The following is a 22,101-nucleotide window of genomic DNA, read 5'->3' on the forward strand; positions in this document are numbered from 1 at the left end:
ATGAAGCAAATGAGAAAAAGACTTGGGGACCTCCTTGTTGAAACGGGTCTTATTTCAGAGGAACAGCTGCAGCTGACGCTAAAGGAAAAAAGCGAAAAGCAAAAACTTGGCGATGCCCTGCTGCAGCGCGGTTATATAACCGAACAGCAGCTGATTGAAGTTCTTGAATTTCAGCTTGGCATTCCGCATGTAAGTCTGTTCCGTTACCCTTTTGACACCAAACTGTTTACCTTGATCCCAAAAGAAACGGCCAAGCGCAATTATATGATTCCTTTAAAAAAAGAGGGAGACAAGCTTTTTGTAGCTATGGCGGATCCAATGGATTTTTACGCAATTGAAGATTTGAGACTTTCAACAGGCTTTCAGGTTGAGCCGGCCATTGCGACGAAAGATGATATTTTGCGCACGATTACAAAATATTTTGATATGGAAGAAGATATCGATCAGCTGATTGGAGCGCCTGAAGAAGCGGTGCAGGATGAAAGACTGGCTGATGCAGATTCTCCCATCGTAAGGCTTGTCAACCAATTGCTGCAAAATGCGGTGCAGCAGCGGGCAAGTGATATTCATATTGATCCGCAAGAAACAAAAATTGCTGTACGATATCGCATCGATGGTGTTCTGAAAACAGAAAGAACGCTGCCTAAACATATGCAAAGTGTTCTGACAGCAAGAATCAAAATTATGTCCAATCTTGACATTACAGAGCAGCGGATTCCGCAGGATGGCCGAATTAAGCTGAATCTCGATTTTCATCCGATTGATTTGCGGATAGCTACCTTGCCGACCGTATTTGGAGAGAAGATCGTTTTAAGGGTGCTTGATTTAAGCAGTGCCCTTAATGATATGAATCAGCTTGGTTTCCATAAGACGAATCTTCAGCGTTTCACAAATTTGATCGAACGCCCATCCGGGATTGTGCTGATCACAGGTCCGACCGGGTCTGGAAAGTCCTCTACTTTATATGCTGCACTTAATAAACTGAATTCAGAGGATGTCAATGTTATTACCATTGAAGATCCTGTTGAGTATCAGCTTGAAGGCATCAATCAGATCCAGGTCAACACAATTGTTGGCATGACGTTTGCAAAAGGTCTTCGCTCCATTCTAAGACAGGATCCAAACATTATCATGGTCGGGGAAATCAGGGATAAGGAAACAGCAGAAGTTGCAATCCGGGCTTCGCTTACAGGACATCTTGTATTAAGTACGCTGCATACGAATGATTCAGTCGGTACCATTACCCGATTAATAGATATGGGAGTAGAACCTTTTCTTGTAGCCACATCATTATCGGGGGTTGTCGCTCAGCGTCTTGTCAGAAAAGTTTGCCGTGATTGCGCTGAGAGTGTTCCGCCTTCAGTAAGAGAAACGGAGATCTTTGCTAAAAGAGGCATGACTGTAGACGCAATCGTCAGAGGCAGAGGATGCGGTACGTGCAACATGACCGGTTATAAAGGACGACTTGCCATACATGAGCTTTTAGTGATGACCGATGAAATGAAAAAAGTCATTATGAACGGGGAATCGTTCTCGAAGCTTCGTGATCTGGCGGTTAAAAATAAAACGCTGTTTCTAATTGATGATGGTCTTCTTAAAGTAAAGCAAGGGCTGACAACAACAGAAGAAATTCTGCGTGTAGCTCTATCGGAGTGATAAATAAATGAAATCAAAATTAGAAGGAATTATGCGTGCCGCCTTTGAGTTGATGGCCTCTGACATTCATCTAACAGTCGGAATTTCGCCTATGCTGAGAATTAATGGGGAACTGAAAAAATACAGCAATACCATTCTTCAGCCTGCTGATACAGAGGAGATGGCGAGATCGATTTTGCCGCAGGCGATGTGGGACAAGTTTCAGGAAAAAGGCGAGCTTGATTTTTCCTATGGCATTCCCGGGGTCTCAAGGTTCAGGGTGAATACGTATAAGCAGCGCTCATGTGTAGCGCTTGCAATCAGGATTATTCCTACATCAATCCCAACACTTCAGGACCTCAAACTGCCAGAGATTTTAAGCACGATCTCCCGCAAACCACAAGGGTTAATATTGGTTACAGGTCCTACTGGCAGCGGGAAATCTACAACTCTTGCAGCGATGATCGATTATATGAACCAATCGAGCAGAAAGCATATTATTACGCTAGAAGACCCGATTGAGTATTTGCATAAACATGGATCATGCATCATTGATCAGAGAGAAGTCGGCTTTGATACTTTGAATTTTGCAAATGGATTACGAGCAGCGCTGCGCCAGGATCCAGATGTGATTTTAGTAGGGGAAATGCGGGATTTAGAAACAGTGCATACTGCCATTACCGCAGCTGAAACAGGACATCTCGTTTTAGGGACTCTGCACACATCCAGCGCTCCTTCAACGATTGACAGGATCATTGATGTCTTCCCTCCAAATCAGCAGGGGCAGGTAAGAATTCAGCTTGCCTCGGTTCTCGTTTCGATTGTGTCGCAGCGGCTGTTTCAGACGATTGATTTTAAAGGAAGAAGAGCAGCAACAGAGGTATTGGTCAACAATCCGGCAATCGCCAATTTAATACGCAATGAAAAAATCCACCAGATTTATAACATTCTTCAGACTAGCCGCGATCAAGGAATGATGACGCTTGAGGCAAGCATAAGAGAACTTGTGCAATCAGGAGTGATTCTGCGTGAAATGCCGGATCCCTTTTTACAGGAGACGATGATTAATGGCTAGATTTAAATATGAAGGCCGTGGAAAAACTGGCCAGTCAAGCGGAGTGATCGTCGGTACATCACGGCGCGAAGCCGTTCTGAAGCTTCAAGAAAAAGGCGTGCGGATCACAAAAATAGAAGAATTGCAGGAAACGCTGCTGACAAAAGACATCAGCATTGGAAACCCTGTGAAACTGCAGGATTTTGTCATCTACCTGAGGCAATTTTCAACGCTGTTAAAAGCAGGAATATCTGTCGTAGAAGCGACAAATATTCTGGCAAGACAAACAGACAGCAAGGCTCTAAGTAAAGCCTTATTTGACGTAGAAGAGGACTTGCGTTCAGGTAACCCTCTCTCAGCAGCGGCCGGAAAGAATAAAAAGATCTTCACTTCGATGTTTACTAACATGGTGAAGGCTGGTGAAGCTGCCGGGAACATGGATGAAACATTAGACAGATTGGCCGTTCATTACGAAAAGCAGTATAAAACCAGACAGAAAATCATTTCAGCTTTAGCTTATCCTGCAGTTGTCGGCATTGTTGCTATAGCAGTAGTCATCTTTTTATTGGTAGCGGTTGTGCCGACATTTGTAGATATGTTCAGCGATTTTGGAGCAGAACTGCCTCTGATTACCCAATTTGTACTTGGAGCAAGCGTGTGGATGCAAACGTTCTGGTGGGCGGTCATTTTAGGCATTCTAGCAATCTCGATCGGTCTTGTATTCATGAAGAGTCAGCCTTCAACGAAGTATTACTTGGATATTGTCATCTTGAAAACCCCTATTTTCGGAAGAATGCTGCAAAAAGCAGCTCTTGCAAGAATGACAAGAACGTTAAGTTCCCTGTTCTCAAGCTCCGTTCCAATCTTACAGGCTATATCTATAGTTGAGAATATCGTTGAAAACGAAGTGATCAGCAGAGTACTGAAGGATTCAAGAAATGCTCTGGAAAGAGGGAACTCTTTGACAGAGCCAATGAAGGATCATTGGGTATTTCCGCCGCTGGTCACCCAGATGATTGCGATTGGAGAAGAAACGGGATCATTAGATGAAATGCTCTCAAAAGTAGCTGATTTTTATGAGGAAGAAGTAGAACAGGCGACAGATCGGCTCAAATCATTAATCGAACCGTTAATGATTGTTTTCCTTGCAGGAATTGTCGGGGTGGTCGTGACTTCTATCCTAGTACCTATGTTTGATATTTTTAACAAAATAAATTAAAATTTGACAAAAAATTAACAACATCATCCAATTTATATGCTACAATAACCATAGTCTGCATACAAAGGACTATATTACCAATTTACTAGTTAAGGGGAGAAAGACATGCTTAAAAAGATGTTAAAGAACGAACGAGGATTAACGCTTATTGAGTTACTTGCTGTTGTTGTTATTTTAGGGATTATTGCTGCTATTGCTGTGCCGGCTATTGGGGGAGTTATACAAAAGTCTAAAGAGGATGCTGCTTTATCTGAGGCTTCACAGATTATCGATGCTTCAAAATTATATGTGGCTTCTAAAAACCCTACTTCTTACCCGGTATCATTAGTTAAAACGAGTACTAAAAACGATTTAGCGGAGTATCTAGACAAGCCTAGTGATTTTACTTTGACGATTTCTAAAAATGGTAATCAACTAGTTTATACTCTAACTGGACATAAAGTTAATTCTGCTATAACTGATTTTAGTACAGGTGCTACAGAGCAACAAATTGCAGATAAACTGAAGAACTAATGAAAGAGTTTTATTGGATATGACATCGATTTTAATTATGTACCTGGCTATTAGTGGCCTCCTACTAGGATCCTTCTTCAACGTAGTAGGTCTCCGCATACCAAATAAAGAATCCATAGTGGCGCCCCGGTCAGCATGTCCGGGGTGTCATCATACGTTAACGGCAGGAGAGCTTATTCCTGTTGTTTCCTACTTGCTTCAGGGCGGGAAGTGCAGAACGTGCAGGGCGAGGATTTCTCCGCTTTACCCGTTTGTTGAGATGATGACGGCAATTCTTTTTACGATATCACCGCTGCTGGTGGGATGGTCAAAAGAATTGGTTATTGCGCTTACTCTCATCTCGTTATTTATGATTATCTTTGTCTCGGATATTAAATATATGATTATTCCTGATAAAGTGCTGCTCTTTTTTGCAGGTTTGTTTTTAATAGAAAGAATTTTTATTCCGCTGGCTCCCTGGTGGGATTCGCTGATTGGGGCTGCGGCCGGTTTCATTTTGCTCTTCTCGATTGCTTTCTTGAGCAAAGGCCGCGGCATGGGCGGCGGTGATATAAAATTGTTTGCTGTGCTTGGTCTCGCTCTTGGCTTGAAACTGGTTCTGCTGTCCTTCTTTTTATCCTGCCTGGCTGGTTCCGTGATCGGCCTTGCTGCTATTTTAACGGGCAAAGTGAAACGCAGGCAGCCGATGCCGTTTGGTCCGTCTATTATGGCTGGGACATTGCTTGCTTACTTTTACGGCGAAGAACTTTTAATGTGGTATTTCAGATTGATTGGTTTATAGGGTAGGGGGAGAAACAAGTGAATTTATCTGGATTTGCACTTAAAAAGAAAATAGGGAATTTGACTATTAAAGATGAAGTGATCCGATACATAGAATTAAAACAGTCAAAGCCGGTGGTCGTCCAGACATGTGTTGAACGCTTTCTCCCGGAAGGGTTGATTCGCGGAGGCGTCATTCAGGATTTTGATACGTTGTCGATGATCTTGGACGAGTGTGTACAGGATTGGGGCATCAAGGGCAGAAAAGTCCGGTTTACGGTTCCTGATGCTTTTGTCGTCATCCGGAAGGTTATGGTTCCAGGTGACCTTAAAGATGATGAAATTAGAGGGCATCTTTATGTTGAAATTGGTTCATCTATTCATCTCCCTTTCGATGAGGCAGTCTTTGACTATATTGTTTTGTCAAGAAGCGACAAGCATCTTCAATTGCTCCTTTTTGCTTCAAGTGAAGAGCTTGTGCGATCCTATTCAGATTTGCTTGATGGGGCAAAACTAAAGCCTCTCGCTGCAGATATTTCTCCGCTCTGCCATTATCGTCTTTACTCTCAATTGGGTGAAGCTGAGAAGACAGATTCATCAGCCATGCTGATTCAATTTGATTTGTCAGCTGTGAATTTAAGTATTTTTCAGCAGCAGCAGCCCGTTTTTATGCGCAATATAGAAATAGAGAAAAACCACATGATTCTGGATCATGGAGACATCACCTTTCAAGAAAACAAAGAACTGATTTTTCAGCAATCAGGCGAAAAATATTTAAAGGTTTCTGTTTCAAGAGAGGAATTTATGCTGCAGGTTGATGAAATTCTGAAAGAAATGGATCACGTTCTGAATTTTTATCGTTTCTCCTTAAATCAGGGCAATGATGAAGTTTCATCGTTTATCTTGACAGGCGATCATCCCATGCTTGCTGCTGTTCATGAAAGGCTTAACACCAGGTATGATTTGAGAATTGATACATTGAATCATGTGCAGGCAGAGCTTGCAGACAAGTCTCCGCTTCCTGCTTCGTTTTACTTAACGGCAGGTCTTGCATTAAAAGAGGTGCACTAGATGCTGGCTGATATTAATTTACTTCCGAAAAAAGACCCGAGAAACGTTGCTAATTTATCCCTTTATTTCATTATTGCATTCCTAACGTTAATTATGGCTGTCATCTTTTTCATACAAAGCTATTCAGCGAATCAAAATCTCAGTGCCATTCAAAAAGAAATCACACAGCTTGAGGCGGAAAATGCAGCCTTGACTACAAATGACTCAGGCACAGCAGGTAGCTCTCAATCGTCAATAGCCGCTTTACAGGCAGCTGTTGATTATTCATCGGGTGTTTCTCTTGATACAGTACCTATCTTAAGAGAGCTATCTAAACAGCTTCCTGAGAGAGGGTTTTTCAAAGCTTATTCATATAATGATGCTGGAGAACTGACGCTTACCGTTCAGTTTGACACCAATCGTGAAGCAGCCTACTATTTAGCGAGATTGAAGGACTCTATTTTTTTCGCTGAAGCAAATTTAACTAGTTTGTCTGCAGCAGCAGAAGAAGCAGATCAAGACAATTCTCTTTCAGAAAGAGATTCAGCGAGTGAAGAGGCTCTTCCGAGATCTGAAGCTCAATATTTGCTGAAAGTAAACCCAGACTATGTGAATCAATCCAGTGAGGATGAAACCAATGACAATCCATCTTCATAAAAAACATCTCATTTTGCTGCTTGCAGCCGCTTTGGTGCTCGGATCTCTATATGCCGGTGCCTATTATCTATTCATCAAACCAGTGAATTCTGAGATTGATAGTCTAGCAAGTATGAAAACCATGCAAGAAGAGCAGTTAAAGCAGAAAAAAAGCAGCGACACTTCGACACAAACTAAGCCAGTTGTAAATTCTGTAGAATTACAGCGAAAGGTCCCGGTTTCCCCGATGGTTGAGCAGCTTGTCCTTGACCTGGAAAAAGCAGAAACTGTGTCAAACAGCAGGATTCAGAATGTGACATTTGCTGAAAGTGAAGACGCTCTGCTGCCGCCTGCTGCTCCCGTTGAACCTGAAGCAGATCAATCTTTGGAAAGTCAGGCAGCAGCACCTGAAGAGGGCGGAACACAGGAAACAGCTGATTCGGCAGAGACGCAGGACTCTTCTCCTGCAGTCGCTGCAGAATCGCCTGCGCCCCTGCTGGATGCACCTGAAGGTCTGAAAAGGGTGATTCTGTCACTTGAAGTTACATCCATCCATTACTTTGAGATGGAAACATTTATTGAAACCCTAGAGAAACAGCCTCGGATCACCAAAGTTGATATCTTGACGTTTGAAGGGCTTCCTGAGCTTACTTCACTTGATCAGGAAGCAGAGCCGCTCACATATACGCTGCAGGTTTCAGCTTTTTATGCGGATGGTTTGCAGGATCTCAGCGCGGAAACACCTAAGGTGGCTGCTCCACAGCCAAGCAATAAATTTAATCCTCTTTCTCCGTCACTTGAATCTGAGGATGGCGAATAGGGTGTTTATTTGACGAAAACCTTTCTGAACAAGACGACAAATGTCTTGTTCTTTTTTTATTTTCGTATGCTAGCATGGAATTCAGATACGAGAATCGTTTCAGATAGGCGGTGTTGAATTGGACAAGCAGCGGGCAAATGCAATTAAGATCAAGATCAATGGGGAAGAACGCAAACTGAAGAGTGTGAAACAGGGGAAAAAGAAACCGGACGAAAACGGACAGGATGGAGTCTCTCTGGATTTTCCTGTTCTGAGCTGGGATGAGAAAGTGATGGCTGAGAAAGAAATTGCCGCTTCTGGTGCAGAGAAAGAGGATGAATTTTCTTGGGTTTTGCCTGAGGACGACGGTGAAGTGTTTCAGGATGATCCGAAAGTAGTTGCTTCTAAAAAATCATCTTCAAAGGGCAAAGTCTCCCCTTACTTCGGCATGGGCAGAAAGAATCCGCTTAGCGCCTATCCATTTAAACAATATGCGGTTACCATCATTCTCGCGATTGTGCTTGGCGTGAGCTTTGGATTCGTTGCACTGAACTTTATTTCAAATGAGGATTTGCCGGCAGCTCTGCAGCAGGCTGACGCTGAGACAGAGCAAGCAGCCTCTCAAGCCGATTCTAAGGATGGCGCGGCAGGTTCAGGGGAAGCTTCAGCTGACATTCAGCTGTTCTTCGCTCAAATAGGAAAATTTTCATCAGAGGAAGGAGCAGAAACGACAGCTTCTGACCTTAAAAGCAAAGGTTTTCCTGCTATAGCTGTTGAAGAAGAGGGATCATACTTTGTGTATGGCGGTGTCGGAAATGCCAAACAGGAAACAGATGGTTTGAGCAATGTGTACAAAACCAGCGCCATCGAACCATGGAGCGGGAAAAGTGCTGTTTTTTCTATCAAAACAAATGAAGACGCAAGTGCCATTATCAATCATTTTAAATCGTTAGTGACTTTATCTTCATCTGCTGTTACAGGTCAGACAGATAGGATTGAGGCGGAATCTGATGCGATTTTGACAGAACTGAACAAACTCAAACCGAAAGATGAAAATCTTGCAGCTGTGAAAAAAGGTTTGACGGATGTTTCCATGCTTCTAAAAGAAGATGTAAACGAAAAAACAGGATGGGCTGCCCAGCAAAAGCTTATGGATCTCTTGCTGACATTAAAATGAAGATTGTCCTTTAATTGAGGACAATCTTTTTTTGTTGTATAGCGAAATTATAAAATGTAAAAGGTTGTGAATAAGGGAAATAATGTTATCTGTGGCAAGCGGAATCGCCTAGTTCCGGTCAGAACGAAACCGCCAAAAAAGTCTGGAACCGGACTTTGCTGTGATCTGATCAATGGCAAGTTGAAACGCCCCGCAAAACCGAATAACGGTATTGGAGGGTAAGTAAGCGGCGGAATCGTACCCCGCTAAATCGAATAACGGTATTGGAGGGTAAGTAAGCGGCGGAATCGTACCCCGCTAAATCGAATAACGGTATTGGAGGGGAAGAATGACACGGATAACCTCTCCAAAAAATGAAAGCAGAGAATACCTCCCGTTTCCCGCTCCAGTGCAGCGATCATATTTCACCAACCAGATTCCTAAACCTGTTTTCACATGAAAAATCGGGACCCGGACTTTTCTGTCGGATTCTTATCTGCCTGTCGGAGCGGGCCTTGGTGCTTGCGCTTATGTTCTGCAAAATCGGATTTTTCCTATTTGTATATCCCCCCAGTGTTTGCTACGATACGAATGTATCTCCCTTTTAAACCGAATGAAAGGATGTTGAAGAATGAAGCAGCACCTTATTTTGGCATCAGGTTCTCCGCGCAGAAAAGAACTGCTTGAGAATGTTCGTGTGCCTTTTACAGTTGTAATCAGTGATGTAGAAGAAGTTGTGGATCCAAAGCTTCCGCCTTCTGAGATTGTGATGTCGCTTGCAGAGCAAAAAGCTGCAGCCGTTGCAGACCGTTTCAATGAATCAATTGTTCTTGGAGCAGATACCGTTGTTGTTTATAATGGAGAAATTTTAGGCAAGCCGGCCAATACAGAAGAAGCAAAGCGGATGCTTACTAAATTATCAGGCAATACTCACCAGGTTTTAACGGGGGTTGCCATTCTTTTTCAAAAAGAGAAAATCTTGTTTTATGAACAGACAGATGTCACCTTCTGGACAATTTCAGAAGAAGAGATTGAAGATTACATCGAGACAGAGGAGCCGATGGATAAAGCAGGATCCTATGGAATTCAAGAGCTCGGTTCCCTATTTGTAAAAGAAATAAAGGGCGACTATTTTTCGGTTGTGGGATTGCCTGTCGCACGCACGGTCAGAGAGCTGAAGAAAGCAGGGTTTTCGCTTAAATAAAGGATTAAGCAGAGAGGGAAATAGGAGGAGACGACGATTGGAAGTTTTAAAAATCCATGATTTCCCTGAAGAAGACAGGCCCCGTGAAAGATTGATCCACGACGGTCCTGAAAGTCTTGCAAATCACGAACTGCTTGCTATTTTGCTTAGAACAGGTTCAAAAAAGGAATCTGTTCTGCAGCTTTCAAATAGACTCCTCACTCACTTTGAGGGTTTAAGGTTTCTTAAAGAAGCATCGGTTGGGGAACTGACAAGCATCTCTGGAATAGGGGAAGCGAAGGCCGTGCAGATCCTCGCTGCTCTTGAAATGGGCAGAAGAATTAACCGACTCACATACGAAGACAGATATGTCATCAAGTCCCCTCAAGACGGTGCGAATTATGTAATGGAAGAAATGCGGTTTTTATCACAGGAGCATTTCGTTTGCCTCTATTTAAATACGAAAAATCAAGTGCTTCACAAACAAACGGTTTTTATCGGCAGCCTTAATGCCTCGATTGTCCATCCCCGCGAAGTGTATAAAGAAGCTCTGAAACGGTCGGCAGCTTCAATTATCTGCATCCATAATCACCCCTCGGGAGACCCTACTCCAAGCCGCGAAGACATCGAAGTCACAAAAAGGTTAACAGAGTGTGGTAAAATGTTAGGAATAGAGCTTTTGGACCATCTTATTATCGGTGAGCAAAAATATGTGAGTTTAAAAGAAAAAGGATATTTGTAACACTTTTATTTTTGCGTAATTACGCTATAATAATGTTTATGAGTTTTTTTAGTTCTCATATGACATTTGAAAATAAATAGTAGAAAGTAATTCGGTTTTTAGAAAGGGAGATACATCTGATGTTTGGAATTGGGACAAGAGACCTTGGTATAGATTTGGGTACAGCAAATACCCTTGTTTTCGTTAAAGGAAAAGGAATTGTGGTTCGTGAACCTTCTGTTGTAGCGATGCAGACAGACACTAAGTCTATCGTTGCAGTAGGAAACGACGCAAAAAATATGATTGGACGCACACCTGGAAATGTTGTGGCGCTCCGCCCGATGAAAGACGGCGTAATTGCCGATTATGAAACAACTGCATCAATGATGAAGTATTACATAAAACAAGCAACAAAAGGTAAAGGTGTTTTCGCAAGCAAGCCTTATGTTATGGTCTGTGTTCCTTCCGGCATTACAGCAGTAGAAGAGCGTGCAGTCATTGACGCGACAAGACAAGCAGGCGCACGTGATGCTTATACGATTGAAGAGCCGTTTGCAGCTGCAATCGGTGCGAATCTTCCTGTCTGGGAACCGACTGGAAGCATGGTAGTTGATATTGGCGGAGGAACGACAGAAGTGGCGATTATTTCTCTTGGAGGAATTGTTACGTCTCAATCTATCCGCGTTGCCGGTGACGAAATGGACGATGCCATTGTCAATTATATCCGCAAAACATATAACCTAATGATTGGTGACCGTACTTCAGAATCTATTAAAATGGAAATTGGTTCTGCAGGGTCCGCTGAAGGTGTTGATAATATGGACATTCGCGGCCGTGATTTATTGACAGGTCTTCCAAAAACGATTGAAATTACCGCTAAAGAAATTGCAGAAGCTTTGCGTGATACGGTCAATTCAATTGTTGATTCTGTTAAAAATACACTTGAAAAAACACCGCCTGAGCTTGCGGCGGATATTATGGACCGCGGCATTGTTCTTACTGGAGGCGGAGCTTTGCTTCGCAACATTGATAAAGTGATCAGCGAAGAAACAAACATGCCTGTTTTAATTGCAGAAAACCCGCTTGATTGTGTTGCAATCGGTACAGGGAAAGCTCTTGAGCATATTCATTTGTTCAAAACAAAAGCAAGAGACAGCCGCTAATTGTGAAATAAACATTAAGAGGGTGTAAAGTCACATGCCACAGTTTTTCTTGAATAAACGTCTTATCTTGTTGCTGGTTAGTATCATCTTTTTAGTGGCATTGATTGGGTATTCTTTAAAAGAAGACAGACAGCTAACATGGCCAGAACAATTTGTTAAAGATTCAACAGGATTATTCCAAACTGTATTTCATAAGCCCGCACAATATGTAGCGGGCTTCTTTGAGAATGTCGGCGATTTGAAAAATACATATGAAGAAAATAAATTGCTTAAAAGCAAAATTGACGAGCATATGAAAATAGAGACCGAGCTTCAAGAGCTGAAGCGGGACAATGAAAAGCTCCGGGCTGAAATCGGTGCAGAAGAATCGCTTAGAAAATATAATCCAATCGTTGCCACTCTAATTGCAAGAAATCCGGATCCTGGCCGCTGGTTTGATCTGATTACGATTGATAAAGGATCACAGCACGGTATCCAAAAGGACATGGCCGTCATTACGGATAAAGGATTAATCGGAAAAATAAAAAATACGTCAAAATTCAATTCAACCGTTCAGCTATTAAGCTCGCCAGACCGAAAAAACCGGATTGCAGCTGAAATACAGGGCAAGGAAGGGCAGCCAAATATTTTCGGATTAATCGAAGGATATGATGAGAAGAAAAAAGCGCTGCTCCTTAAAAAAATTGAATCGGATGTTAAAATCGAAAAAGGGCAGAAGGTGGTCACTTCTGGGAGCAGCGGAATATTCCCTGAAGGACTTGTCATCGGTGAAGTCATGGAAGTAGAGCCTGATTCATACGGACTCTCGCAAATGGCCTACATTAAACCTGAAGCTGATCTTTATGATATTGATCGTGTTTTTGTTACAGAGCGAGTGAAAGAAACAATTGATATCGATAATATGGATCCAGAGGAGGAGGAAGAATAATGAACCGCATTCTCCTTCCTCTTTTGATCTTATTTATTTTTATTTCTGAAAGCACGTTTGTTGACTTGATTGAGCTTCCATTTACAAATGAGGACCAGGTCATCATTCCGCGCTTTGTTATGCTCTCGATCGTTTTTATCACGGCATATCACAGTCAAAAATTAGGACTGATTTACGGCCTGGTTTTTGGACTGCTGCATGACATTGTGTATACAGAAATACTTGGCATTTACTTATTTGCCTATCCGCTATTCGCTTATTTAATTTCAAAAGCTTTGAAAGCACTGCAGGGAAATATGCTCGTTGTGCTTTTCTTGTCTTTGCTTGCTGTTACACTTTTGGAATTCTACTCGTATGGCATTCAAATGCTGATCGGCTACTCCAATTTGCCATTCTATGATTTTACTAATCTGAGGCTTTTGCCTACAGTGGCTGCGAATTCTGTCGGGGCTGTTTTCCTGATTTATCCGATGAGCCGCTTTATATCGAGAGTCAAAAGTGATTATCTGGATGACTAGCGATTATTGATGAATCACATTCTGGTTTATGGCTATCGCTGCGGCAGACATGTTGGATCATCAGCCGAATAATCAAAATTCTCTTATAAAAAAAGAGGAAGATTGCATCTATCTGTCGAAATAGTATAGTCGTTGAGGTGAACGTCATGAAGGCTCAAAAACAGCAATTTGTCACAATAAAAGGTACAAAAGATGGATTAACGCTGCATCTCGATGATTCATGTTCTTTTGAAGAACTGCTGAATGAACTTGAGCAAATGTTATCCTTAAAGCAATACATTCATGAAGATGGGCCATATATCACCGTTAACGTTAAAGCGGGTAACCGTCTGCTTCATCAAAAACAGCAGGATCAAATTGAAGCTGTTATACAAAAAAAACGGAATCTGGTTGTTGAAACGTTTGAAAGCAATGTTGTGACAAAAGATCATGCCCTGCAAATGAAAAAAGAAGCAGAGGTGGTCTCGGTTGCTAAAATGATTCGATCCGGACAGGTTCTAAAAGTTGAAGGCGATTTGCTCCTGATCGGAGATGTTAACCCGGGCGGCACTGTTATTGCACGCGGAAACATTTTCATCATGGGAACGCTTAGAGGCATTGCGCATGCTGGATATAACGGGAACAAGTCGGCCGTCATCGCCGCATCGGTGATGAAACCGTCGCAAATCAGAATTTGCGACATTGTAAACCGTGCACCTGATTATATTCAGACAGAAAAGCACGAGATGGAATGTGCTTACATAGATGAAAGTGAAACTATCATCATTGATCGACTGCAGCAGTTGACTCATTTACGACCTAACTTGACAAGGTTTGAAGGGGGAATTTGACCGTGGGTGAGGCTATCGTTATTACCTCTGGCAAAGGCGGAGTTGGCAAAACAACGACTTCTGCTAATTTAGGAACATCTTTAGCGATTTTAGGAAAACGCGTATGTCTCATAGATACAGACATCGGCCTGCGAAACCTCGATGTTGTGATGGGGCTTGAGAACCGCATCATTTACGATTTAGTGGATGTTGTTGATGGCCGCTGTAAAATTCATCAGGCGCTTGTAAAAGATAAACGCTTTGAAGACAGGCTCTATTTGCTTCCTGCTGCGCAGACGAGTGATAAATCGGCTGTAAATCCTGAACAAATGAAGAAGCTTGTAGATGAGCTTAAGCAAGACTATGACTATATTGTGATCGATTGTCCGGCAGGCATCGAGCAGGGTTTTAAAAACGCTGTTGCAGGTGCTGACAAGGCAATCGTTGTGACTACTCCTGAAATATCAGCAGTGCGTGATGCAGACCGCATTATCGGTTTGCTTGAGAAAGAAGAGGGCATTGAACCGCCGAAGCTGGTCATCAATCGAATCCGCAACCATTTAATGAAAAATGGGGACATGCTTGATGTGGATGAAATTGTGACGCACCTTTCGATCGACTTAATCGGAATCGTAGCAGATGATGATGATGTCATTAAAGCGTCTAATAATGGTGAGCCGATCGCAATGGATTCAAACAACCGCGCATCTATTGCATACCGGAACATTGCCCGCCGCATCCTGGGAGAATCCATTCCTCTGCAATCATTAGAAGATGCAAATCCAGGTGTCTTTACAAAAATAAAACGCTTTTTCGGCGTAAGAGTATAAGGAATCAAAATAAGCCGAAGCGCAAAATTTTATACTTCATTTCATTCAAAAAGCAATCTCTGATTTTAGGAGATTGCTTTTTTTATATAAATTTCACTGCTGCTCCATTTTCAAAAACACATGGATGCCGTTCCGCAGGCTTGTCATATTCCAAAAGGACAAGGCATAAAATTGAGTAAATGTGATTCGAGGGGATGGGTGTGGCAATGGGGAATCGAGCGGATGATTTGCGCAGGAGAATGGCAAAAAGAAAACGGGACCGCAGTTTAGGAGCTGAGAGGATAAAACCTCAAAAACAGCTGCCCGATTTATCATTCACAGATGATGAAGAAAAATATGGAGGCTCCGCTTATCACACTTATGATCCGGAAAGAGGCGGAGGCGGCTCCCATCCATTATTTAAACCGGATGTATTTATGTTTAAGCTGCTGATTGGAGCTTGCTTAGTTCTCGTGGCCGCCATTGTTTTTAAGAATGATTCGCCTCCTTTTGAAAAAGTTCAGAATGTGGTCACAAGTACCTTTGAAGAGGACTTTCAGTTTGCCATGATTTCAAAGTGGTACGGTGAGCAGTTTGGCGACCCGCTTGCCCTTATTAAAACCTCTGATCAGGCACCAAAGTCTGAAGATACAGAATTCACAGCTCCAGCTTCAGGAAAAGTGCTTGAGACGTTTGAAGATAATGGCCAGGGTGTGATGGTTGAAACGAGCAGCAATCTTGTAGAAGCAATGAATGAAGGGATTGTTATTGAAATTGCTAAAAAAGAAGACTCTGGTTTGACGGTTGTCGTTCAGCATGCAGATTCAACCGAGAGCTGGTACGGCAATCTGGAGGAAGTAAATGTTTCCCTTTATGATTTTGTGGAAAGCGGAAAAGAAATCGGCAAAATCAAAGCGTCAGAAGATCAAAAGGGGACGTATTATTTCGCTATTAAAAAGGGTGATCAATTTATCGACCCGATTCAGGTGATATCCTTTGACTAAATATTTATCTGTTTTTCTTCACATTCATATTCACCCTATTCTATGGTTAATCATGGGGATTTCGATTATGACGGCTCATTTTCAGTCACTGCTGATTTTGCTGTCCATTATCCTCATACATGAACTGGGTCATGCCATGACAGCCAGACATTTCAACTGGAGACTGAAATCGATTGTTCTGCTTCCATTTGGAGGTGTGGCAGAAGTGGAGGAGCACGGGAACAGGCCTTTGAAGGAAGAGCTTTTGACAATTGCCGCAGGACCTCTGCAGCATCTTCCACTCCAGGGAGCAGCTTTCCTTTTGCAAACGGCAGGTTTTCTTAGTTATGAAACCTATCAGCTCTTTACCTTCTACAATGTCATGATTCTTCTGTTCAATTTATTGCCGATTTGGCCTCTGGACGGAGGAAAATTGCTGTTTTTGATCGTATCAATGAAGCGGTCCTATCAGGATGCTCATCGGACTATGCTTATGGTTTCAGCTGTGTCCTTAGCTCTGTATCTTCTATTTTTTCTCCTTTTTTACCCGCAGCAGCTTAATGTTTGGGTGATTGCAGGTTTCCTTATTTATTCTTTATATATGGAATATAAACACCGCAGTTTTGTGAGCATGAGATTTTTGCTCGAGAGATATTACGGCAACCAGCAGGACCCTGGAATATTAGAGCCGATTATTGTAGATGAAGGAGAGCCCATCTATCAAACGCTGCTGAAATTCAGACGGGGGTGCAAGCATCCGATTATTGTTGAACGAAACGGAAAGAAGCTGTTTGAGCTCGATGAAAATGAACTTCTTCATGCCTTTTTTGCTGATAAGCGGACACAATCAACTGTCGGCGAGCTGAATTATGATTATTGACGCAGGACTGATAAAATGAGTAAATATGAGAAAGACATCTACAGAAAAGAGGATGATCATTGCGTAAGTTAGTTCTAAATGCAAAAGGCAGTCAAAATCGCTGTGCACTGCTTGAAGAAAATCTAGTTCAGGAAATTCACATTCATCATATAAACGAAACGGCCGGCAGCATATATGCGGGCCGTGTTTTAAATGTTCTTAAAGGCATGCAGGCCGCTTTTGTCGATATCGGGTTAGAAAAGAACGGATACCTTTCAGTTAATGATCTCCCCCCTGATTTGAAATCAGCCAAGCTTAATGAAGGACAGCAGCTTTTGGTTCAGGTGGCAAAAGAAGCAACTGAACATAAGGGACCGAAACTGACCGCGAGCCTTGAATTTGGCGGACAATATCTCGTATACATGCCGACTTCAGGCTATACGGCTGTTTCAAAAAAAATAGAGGATCCATCTGAAAGGGAGCGGCTCAGGTCCATTGGAACTCATTTTTGCGAAGAGAATGAAGGACTTGTTTTCCGGACTGCAGCAAGCGGACAAGCAGAAGAAACCTTACATAACGAGTATCGATATTTGAAGAAAAAATACGAGGCTCTGCTGCATGCAAATACGAAGGCACCTGCCCTTTTAACTGAAGGCACGCCATTCTTTGACAGAATCCTGCGGGAAATCGATCCTGGTACGCTGCAGCAGATCGTGTGCGATGACAGCGATCTCGCCCTGGATTTAAAAAGCCGGTATGAGATCTTGGAAGTTGTGTTTCACCAATCAAAGCAGCCTGTTTTTGATGCGTACAAGATTGAACAGGAAATAGATAAAGCACTGAAACGGATGGTTTGGCTGAAAAATGGCGCCTATCTTGTGATCGATCAGACAGAAGCATTAACCGCTATTGATGTAAATACAGGGAAATTCTCAGGCAAGTCTTCACTGCAGGATACGGTAAGGAAGACGAATTTAGAAGCGGCAAGAGAAGCGGCAAGACAGATCAGGCTCCGCAACTTAAGCGGAATGATCATCATTGATTTCATTGATATGCCAAGGCAGGAGGACAGGCAGGCTATTTTGCGCGAAATGCTCAGGGAAGCGAAGCTGGACAGAGTTCAAACAAAAATGCTTGGTTTTACTCAAATGAATATTTTTCAAATGACCCGTAAACGAGTGCGTCCCGATCTTCCCTCTCTCATCACCGAACCTTGCCCGGTCTGCAGCGGCACAGGCCAAGTGCTGTCTTCTGAAACAATCGCTTTCAAAATTGAACGGGAACTATGGGAGCTGCAGTACATGGAGCATGAGGCTGCCTTAATTGAACTGCCTCCCCATGCTGCTGAAATATTAAGAGGGAAAAATGATGAACATCTTAAACGATTGGAAAAAGCCCTGCACTTTGAGATCTTTTTGAGGGAAAAGAAAGAATGGACCGATCACTATAAAATTGTGCAGCTGGGAAATCGTGAAATGATTCAGCGGCTTTTGAAAAATAAAGATAAAATATAATTGACATACTGGAGCCTATTTTGATAGTATTGTTATGTTATTGATTGTAGCACCCGTGCTACAACCGCACAGATGCAGGTATAAAGTTTTTCGGATTGCTCCGGATCACCTGTTTGCTGGCGAGTCTGAGTCTAATTAGGAGGTGCATAGGAATGTACGCAATTATTGAAACTGGTGGAAAACAAATCAAGGTAGAAGCTGGTCAAGCGATCTACGTTGAAAAGCTTGCTGGTGAACAAGGCGACACTGTTACTTTTGACAGAGTTTTATTCATTGGCGGAGATGACGTGAAAGTTGGTAGCCCGATCGTTGATGGAGCGACTGTTACAGCGAAAGTTGAAAAACAAGGCCGCGCTAAAAAGATCACTGTATTCAAATACAAAGCTAAGAAAAACTACCGCAAAAAACAAGGTCATCGTCAACCATACACGAAACTTGTAATTGACGCAATCAACGCTTAAGGCCATTTAAGATGATAAAAGCAGTCATTAACCGCTCAAGCGGCGGATTAATTGAATCCTTTACATTATCTGGACATGCCGATTTCGATGTACATGGAAAGGATATTGTCTGTGCCGGAGCATCTGCCGTCACATTTGGCGCTGTTAATGCGATACATAAGTTAACAGGCATAACGCCGATTGTTGAACAGGGAGGAGACGGAGGATTTCTTTCGTTTCAGCTGCCTCATGATCTAGAGCAAAAAGCGGGCGAACAGGCTCAGCTGCTGCTTGAAGGCATGCTCGTATCGCTGCAGTCAATTGAATTGAACTATGGACATTTCATAAAAATTACGATAAATAACAATCAGCAGGAGGTGGACTAGAATGTTTTTAAGTTTAGATCTTCAGTTCTTCGCTTCTAAAAAAGGAGTAGGTTCTACTAAGAACGGTCGTGATTCAATCTCTAAGCGTCTTGGCGCTAAAAGTGCGGATGGCGAATTCGTAAGCGGTGGTTCTATCCTTTTCCGTCAACGCGGAACGAAAATTTACCCAGGTGAAAACGTTGGCCGCGGCGGTGACGACACTCTTTTCGCGAAAGTGGACGGAGTTGTACGTTTCGAGCGATTCGGACGTGACCGTAAAAAAGTTAGCGTATATCCTGTAGCACAAGAAGCATAATTTCTTTTAGGAAAACTCTAGCCCTCTGGTTAGAGTTTTTCTTTATTTTCAATTCTGTTTTGAGCCACAAGTATGAAATCAGCAGTTAGCGGAAAGATGTGGTACTTAAAACAGAAATCTTACGATAAAACAGTTATTTTTTCATGAAAACCTCCCCATAACATTGATTTCCTCTTGCTTTTTTCAAATTGCACTTATTTTCCCCCGGATAGTTTGTTATAATTTAGTACGACATTCAGTTTCCAAGTCTTAAAGCTCCTAGAGAAAAGAATAGAGAAAAAAGGGAGTAGGAGTGCCGACATGAAAAAAACAAATGAAGAGTGGAATATTGTCGACGTGTTAAGTCATTCACGTCACGATTGGATGAATAAACTGCAATTAATCAAAGGAAACTTATCATTAAATAGACACGATCGCGTACAGCAGATTATTGAAGAAATCGTCATCGAAGCACAAAGCGAATCAAAGCTCTGCAATCTAAAAATGCTTTCATTTGCGAGCCTCTTAATGACGTTCAATTGGAAAAGGCATCACTATTCTCTGGAGTATGAAGTCCTTGGTTCCATTAATGACTTGTCCGAATACGATGTGAAGGTTGCTGCATGGTGTGAGCAATTCTTTCAGGTTCTTGACAATTCCGTTGACAAGTCTAATGAGAATCATTTAAGCATCACAATAGAAACGGAAGCCAATCAGGGACAAGTTCGATTCTTTTTTGATTTTAATGGCATAATAACAGAGACAGCATTGTTATTAAATTGGCTGAAGTCAAATGAAGAGAATCAGGTGTCAGTAATACATTATGAGCTTTCCCCGGACGAACTGACCATTACGGTCGCAGTTGCATAATTGGCTTGGAGCGGAGGATTACCATGTTTATAGATCAGGTGAAAATATATGTAAAAGGCGGCGACGGAGGAAACGGGCTAGTTGCGTTCCGCCGCGAAAAATATGTTCCTAAGGGCGGACCTGCAGGCGGAGACGGCGGTAAAGGCGCTGACGTTATTTTTGAAGTGGAAGAGGGCCTGCGCACATTAATGGATTTCCGCTATCAGCGTCATTTCAAAGCAGACCGCGGACAGCACGGCATGTCGAAAAATCAGCATGGCAGAAATGCCACGCCGATGATTGTTAAAGTTCCGCCTGGAACGGTCGTTATGGAAGAAGAAACAAGAACGGTTATTGCTGACCTGACTGAACACGGACAGCAGGCTGTTATTGCAAAAGGCGGACGCGGAGGACGCGGAAACAGCCGTTTTGCCACACCTGCCAATCCTGCTCCTGAGCTTTCTGAAAATGGAGAGCCCGGACAGGAACGGAACATCATTATGGAGCTTAAGCTTCTTGCAGATGTTGGCTTAGTCGGTTTTCCGAGTGTTGGAAAATCAACGCTGTTATCTGTGGTAAGCTCGGCTAAACCGAAAATTGCCGAATACCATTTTACAACGCTTGTGCCGAACCTTGGTGTTGTTGAAACAGGAGATGGCCGCAGCTTCGTTATGGCGGATCTGCCTGGTTTAATTGAAGGTGCACATGAAGGAGTGGGACTTGGTCATCAATTCCTGCGCCACATTGAAAGAACCCGAGTCATCGTTCATGTCATTGATATGTCAAGCGGCGAGGGCCGTGATCCTTATGAAGATTATCTGACTATCAATGCTGAGCTCAAAGAATACAATTTGCGTCTGACAGAAAGACCGCAAATTATCGTTGCAAATAAAATGGACATGCCGGAATCAGAAGAAAACCTTGCAGCTTTTAAAGAAAAGCTTGAGGATGACCTTCCAATCTTCCCTGTTTCTGCTATTACCCGTGAGGGCGTCCGCGAACTATTATTTGAAATCATGAACACAATTGAAAAGACACCGGAATTCCCGCTTTATGAGGAAGAGGATCTTTCCGATCACCGTGTTCTTTATAAATTTGATAAAGAAGCAGCAGAATTTGAAATTACCCGTGACAGTGACGGAACATTTGTCGTATCAGGAGAGAAAGTGGAGTATCTCTTCAAAATGACAAACTTCCTGCGCGAAGAGTCAATTAGACGTTTCTCAAGACAGCTGCGCGGAATGGGTGTCGACGAAGCGCTCCGTCAAAGAGGAGCAAAAGACGGCGATATCGTGCGATTGCTTGAATTTGAATTTGAATTTGTTGAATAGCCTAAAGAAGAAGAGCCTTAATCCGCTCTTCTTTTTTCACAGGCAGATGAAGAAAAGGAGCAGGTCATGAAGGAAGAAACCTTTTTTTTAGTACGGGAAGACGTTCTGCCTGAGGCGATGAGAAAAACGCTTGAGGTTAAAAAATTGATTGAACGAAAAAAAGCAGACTCTGTTGCTGAAGCTGTTCAGCGCGTGGACATGAGCCGAAGCGCTTATTATAAATACCGTGATGCTGTTTTTCCATTCCATACAATGGTAAACGAGCGCATTATCACGCTCTTTTTTCATCTGGAAGACAGATCAGGCACATTATCACAGCTTCTCGCAGTTGTGGCCACAGCAGGCTGCAATGTACTGACAATCCATCAGACGATTCCGCTGCAGGGACGCGCAAATGTCACGCTGTCTTTAAATACAAATGGAATGAAAGAAGATATCAATAGCGTCATGGCCAAGCTGAAGCGTCTTGAATTTGTTGAGAAAGTAGAGATATTAGGATCTGGAGCTTAGGGG

At 42.6% G+C, this 22,101-nt stretch carries 25 protein-coding genes and 1 other annotated feature; all 25 genes read left to right on the forward strand.

Annotation, left to right across the window (positions count from 1 at the left end; translation table 11 throughout):
• The 25 genes from GJU41_RS23470 to GJU41_RS23590 all read left to right on the forward strand — a co-directional run bounded on the left by GJU41_RS23470 (position 1) and on the right by GJU41_RS23590 (position 22,098).
• Entirely contained in the window at positions 1-1,656 is a 1,656-nt protein-coding gene (locus GJU41_RS23470) for a GspE/PulE family protein (protein ID WP_154319756.1), read from the forward strand.
• Between the two features lie 7 nt (positions 1,657-1,663).
• Entirely contained in the window at positions 1,664-2,710 is a 1,047-nt protein-coding gene (locus GJU41_RS23475) for a type IV pilus twitching motility protein PilT (RefSeq protein ID WP_154319757.1), read from the forward strand.
• Positions 2,703-3,908, forward strand: a complete 1,206-nt coding sequence (locus tag GJU41_RS23480; RefSeq protein ID WP_154319758.1) for a type II secretion system F family protein — start codon at positions 2,703-2,705, stop codon at positions 3,906-3,908. Before GJU41_RS23475 ends, GJU41_RS23480 begins: the two co-directional genes overlap by 8 nt.
• 105 nt (positions 3,909-4,013) lie before the next feature.
• Positions 4,014-4,421 carry a type II secretion system protein gene (locus tag GJU41_RS23485; protein WP_154319759.1) on the forward strand — a complete coding sequence of 136 codons (408 nt, stop codon included), beginning with the start codon at positions 4,014-4,016 and terminating at the stop codon, positions 4,419-4,421.
• Between the two features lie 19 nt (positions 4,422-4,440).
• Positions 4,441-5,202, forward strand: a complete 762-nt coding sequence (locus tag GJU41_RS23490; RefSeq protein WP_154319760.1) for a prepilin peptidase — start codon at positions 4,441-4,443, stop codon at positions 5,200-5,202.
• Between the two features lie 17 nt (positions 5,203-5,219).
• Complete coding sequence (pilM, locus tag GJU41_RS23495) at positions 5,220-6,251, forward strand: type IV pilus biogenesis protein PilM (RefSeq protein ID WP_154319761.1); 1,032 nt, start codon at positions 5,220-5,222, stop codon at positions 6,249-6,251.
• A complete protein-coding gene (locus GJU41_RS23500; RefSeq protein ID WP_154319762.1) occupies positions 6,252-6,887 on the forward strand; it encodes a PilN domain-containing protein in 636 nt (211 codons plus the stop codon).
• Complete coding sequence (locus GJU41_RS23505) at positions 6,868-7,686, forward strand: hypothetical protein (protein ID WP_154319763.1); 819 nt, start codon at positions 6,868-6,870, stop codon at positions 7,684-7,686. The genes GJU41_RS23500 and GJU41_RS23505 overlap by 20 nt, the downstream gene beginning before the upstream one ends.
• Positions 7,687-7,804: 118 nt before the next feature.
• Complete coding sequence (locus GJU41_RS23510) at positions 7,805-8,842, forward strand: hypothetical protein (RefSeq protein WP_154319764.1); 1,038 nt, start codon at positions 7,805-7,807, stop codon at positions 8,840-8,842.
• Between the two features lie 610 nt (positions 8,843-9,452).
• Positions 9,453-10,025: a Maf family protein gene (locus GJU41_RS23515; RefSeq protein WP_070879452.1), complete on the forward strand. Its 573-nt coding sequence runs from the start codon at positions 9,453-9,455 to the stop codon at positions 10,023-10,025.
• Positions 10,026-10,062: 37 nt separating this feature from the next.
• Positions 10,063-10,746: a RadC family protein gene (radC, locus tag GJU41_RS23520; protein ID WP_154319765.1), complete on the forward strand. Its 684-nt coding sequence runs from the start codon at positions 10,063-10,065 to the stop codon at positions 10,744-10,746.
• A 119-nt stretch (positions 10,747-10,865) separates the two neighbouring features.
• Entirely contained in the window at positions 10,866-11,888 is a 1,023-nt protein-coding gene (locus tag GJU41_RS23525) for a rod shape-determining protein (protein WP_070879454.1), read from the forward strand.
• 34 nt (positions 11,889-11,922) lie between these two features.
• Positions 11,923-12,816, forward strand: coding sequence for a rod shape-determining protein MreC (gene mreC / locus GJU41_RS23530; RefSeq protein WP_070879455.1), 894 nt, complete (start codon positions 11,923-11,925; stop codon positions 12,814-12,816).
• Positions 12,816-13,334 carry a rod shape-determining protein MreD gene (gene mreD, locus GJU41_RS23535; protein WP_070879456.1) on the forward strand — a complete coding sequence of 173 codons (519 nt, stop codon included), beginning with the start codon at positions 12,816-12,818 and terminating at the stop codon, positions 13,332-13,334. The genes mreC and mreD overlap by 1 nt, the downstream gene beginning before the upstream one ends.
• A 146-nt stretch (positions 13,335-13,480) precedes the next feature.
• Positions 13,481-14,164: a septum site-determining protein MinC gene (gene minC, locus GJU41_RS23540; RefSeq protein WP_070879457.1), complete on the forward strand. Its 684-nt coding sequence runs from the start codon at positions 13,481-13,483 to the stop codon at positions 14,162-14,164.
• A gap of 2 nt (positions 14,165-14,166) precedes the next feature.
• The gene (gene minD / locus GJU41_RS23545; RefSeq protein ID WP_070879458.1) at positions 14,167-14,973 is read left to right on the forward strand and encodes a septum site-determining protein MinD; all 807 of its coding nucleotides are present in this window, start codon (positions 14,167-14,169) and stop codon (positions 14,971-14,973) included.
• Between the two features lie 206 nt (positions 14,974-15,179).
• Entirely contained in the window at positions 15,180-15,956 is a 777-nt protein-coding gene (locus tag GJU41_RS23550) for a M23 family metallopeptidase (RefSeq protein WP_070879459.1), read from the forward strand.
• Positions 15,949-16,815 carry a M50 family metallopeptidase gene (locus tag GJU41_RS23555; protein ID WP_070879460.1) on the forward strand — a complete coding sequence of 289 codons (867 nt, stop codon included), beginning with the start codon at positions 15,949-15,951 and terminating at the stop codon, positions 16,813-16,815. Before GJU41_RS23550 ends, GJU41_RS23555 begins: the two co-directional genes overlap by 8 nt.
• A 59-nt stretch (positions 16,816-16,874) precedes the next feature.
• The gene (locus GJU41_RS23560) at positions 16,875-18,308 is read left to right on the forward strand and encodes an Rne/Rng family ribonuclease (RefSeq protein WP_154319767.1); all 1,434 of its coding nucleotides are present in this window, start codon (positions 16,875-16,877) and stop codon (positions 18,306-18,308) included.
• 52 nt (positions 18,309-18,360) lie between these two features.
• Positions 18,361-18,445: a sequence feature (ribosomal protein L21 leader region), on the forward strand.
• 15 nt (positions 18,446-18,460) lie between these two features.
• Complete coding sequence (gene rplU, locus GJU41_RS23565; protein WP_070879462.1) at positions 18,461-18,769, forward strand: 50S ribosomal protein L21; 309 nt, start codon at positions 18,461-18,463, stop codon at positions 18,767-18,769.
• An 11-nt stretch (positions 18,770-18,780) separates the two neighbouring features.
• Positions 18,781-19,134 (forward strand): ribosomal-processing cysteine protease Prp, encoded by a 354-nt coding sequence (locus tag GJU41_RS23570; protein ID WP_070879463.1) that lies wholly within the window; start codon positions 18,781-18,783, stop codon positions 19,132-19,134.
• A gap of 1 nt (position 19,135) precedes the next feature.
• Positions 19,136-19,429 (forward strand): 50S ribosomal protein L27, encoded by a 294-nt coding sequence (gene rpmA / locus GJU41_RS23575; protein ID WP_070879464.1) that lies wholly within the window; start codon positions 19,136-19,138, stop codon positions 19,427-19,429.
• 300 nt (positions 19,430-19,729) lie between these two features.
• On the forward strand, positions 19,730-20,278 hold the full coding sequence (locus tag GJU41_RS23580) for a sporulation initiation phosphotransferase B (protein WP_070879465.1): 549 nt from the start codon (positions 19,730-19,732) through the stop codon (positions 20,276-20,278).
• 23 nt (positions 20,279-20,301) lie between these two features.
• Entirely contained in the window at positions 20,302-21,588 is a 1,287-nt protein-coding gene (gene obgE / locus GJU41_RS23585) for a GTPase ObgE (RefSeq protein WP_070879466.1), read from the forward strand.
• Positions 21,589-21,654: 66 nt separating this feature from the next.
• Positions 21,655-22,098, forward strand: a complete 444-nt coding sequence (locus GJU41_RS23590; RefSeq protein ID WP_070879467.1) for an ACT domain-containing protein — start codon at positions 21,655-21,657, stop codon at positions 22,096-22,098.
• Positions 22,099-22,101 lie beyond the last annotated feature (3 nt).

It is taken from the genome of Metabacillus idriensis, assembly GCF_009674765.1.
GTDB classification, from domain to species: Bacteria; Bacillota; Bacilli; order Bacillales; family Bacillaceae; genus Bacillus_P; species Bacillus_P idriensis.

What these genes read in the sequence shown, in the direction of transcription:
- GJU41_RS23470 (WP_154319756.1), top strand. Translation starts at nt 1, where the DNA reads ATGAAGCAAATGAGAAAAAGACTTGGGGACCTCCTTGTTGAAACGGGT.
- GJU41_RS23475 (WP_154319757.1), top strand. Translation starts at nt 1,664, where the DNA reads ATGAAATCAAAATTAGAAGGAATTATGCGTGCCGCCTTTGAGTTGATG.
- GJU41_RS23480 (WP_154319758.1), top strand. Translation starts at nt 2,703, where the DNA reads ATGGCTAGATTTAAATATGAAGGCCGTGGAAAAACTGGCCAGTCAAGC.
- GJU41_RS23485 (WP_154319759.1), top strand. Translation starts at nt 4,014, where the DNA reads ATGCTTAAAAAGATGTTAAAGAACGAACGAGGATTAACGCTTATTGAG.
- GJU41_RS23490 (WP_154319760.1), top strand. Translation starts at nt 4,441, where the DNA reads ATGACATCGATTTTAATTATGTACCTGGCTATTAGTGGCCTCCTACTA.
- GJU41_RS23500 (WP_154319762.1), top strand. Translation starts at nt 6,252, where the DNA reads ATGCTGGCTGATATTAATTTACTTCCGAAAAAAGACCCGAGAAACGTT.
- GJU41_RS23505 (WP_154319763.1), top strand. Translation starts at nt 6,868, where the DNA reads ATGACAATCCATCTTCATAAAAAACATCTCATTTTGCTGCTTGCAGCC.
- GJU41_RS23515 (WP_070879452.1), top strand. Translation starts at nt 9,453, where the DNA reads ATGAAGCAGCACCTTATTTTGGCATCAGGTTCTCCGCGCAGAAAAGAA.
- GJU41_RS23525 (WP_070879454.1), top strand. Translation starts at nt 10,866, where the DNA reads ATGTTTGGAATTGGGACAAGAGACCTTGGTATAGATTTGGGTACAGCA.
- mreC (WP_070879455.1), top strand. Translation starts at nt 11,923, where the DNA reads ATGCCACAGTTTTTCTTGAATAAACGTCTTATCTTGTTGCTGGTTAGT.
- mreD (WP_070879456.1), top strand. Translation starts at nt 12,816, where the DNA reads ATGAACCGCATTCTCCTTCCTCTTTTGATCTTATTTATTTTTATTTCT.
- minC (WP_070879457.1), top strand. Translation starts at nt 13,481, where the DNA reads ATGAAGGCTCAAAAACAGCAATTTGTCACAATAAAAGGTACAAAAGAT.
- GJU41_RS23550 (WP_070879459.1), top strand. Translation starts at nt 15,180, where the DNA reads ATGGGGAATCGAGCGGATGATTTGCGCAGGAGAATGGCAAAAAGAAAA.
- rplU (WP_070879462.1), top strand. Translation starts at nt 18,461, where the DNA reads ATGTACGCAATTATTGAAACTGGTGGAAAACAAATCAAGGTAGAAGCT.
- GJU41_RS23570 (WP_070879463.1), top strand. Translation starts at nt 18,781, where the DNA reads ATGATAAAAGCAGTCATTAACCGCTCAAGCGGCGGATTAATTGAATCC.
- rpmA (WP_070879464.1), top strand. Translation starts at nt 19,136, where the DNA reads ATGTTTTTAAGTTTAGATCTTCAGTTCTTCGCTTCTAAAAAAGGAGTA.
- GJU41_RS23580 (WP_070879465.1), top strand. Translation starts at nt 19,730, where the DNA reads ATGAAAAAAACAAATGAAGAGTGGAATATTGTCGACGTGTTAAGTCAT.
- obgE (WP_070879466.1), top strand. Translation starts at nt 20,302, where the DNA reads ATGTTTATAGATCAGGTGAAAATATATGTAAAAGGCGGCGACGGAGGA.
- GJU41_RS23590 (WP_070879467.1), top strand. Translation starts at nt 21,655, where the DNA reads ATGAAGGAAGAAACCTTTTTTTTAGTACGGGAAGACGTTCTGCCTGAG.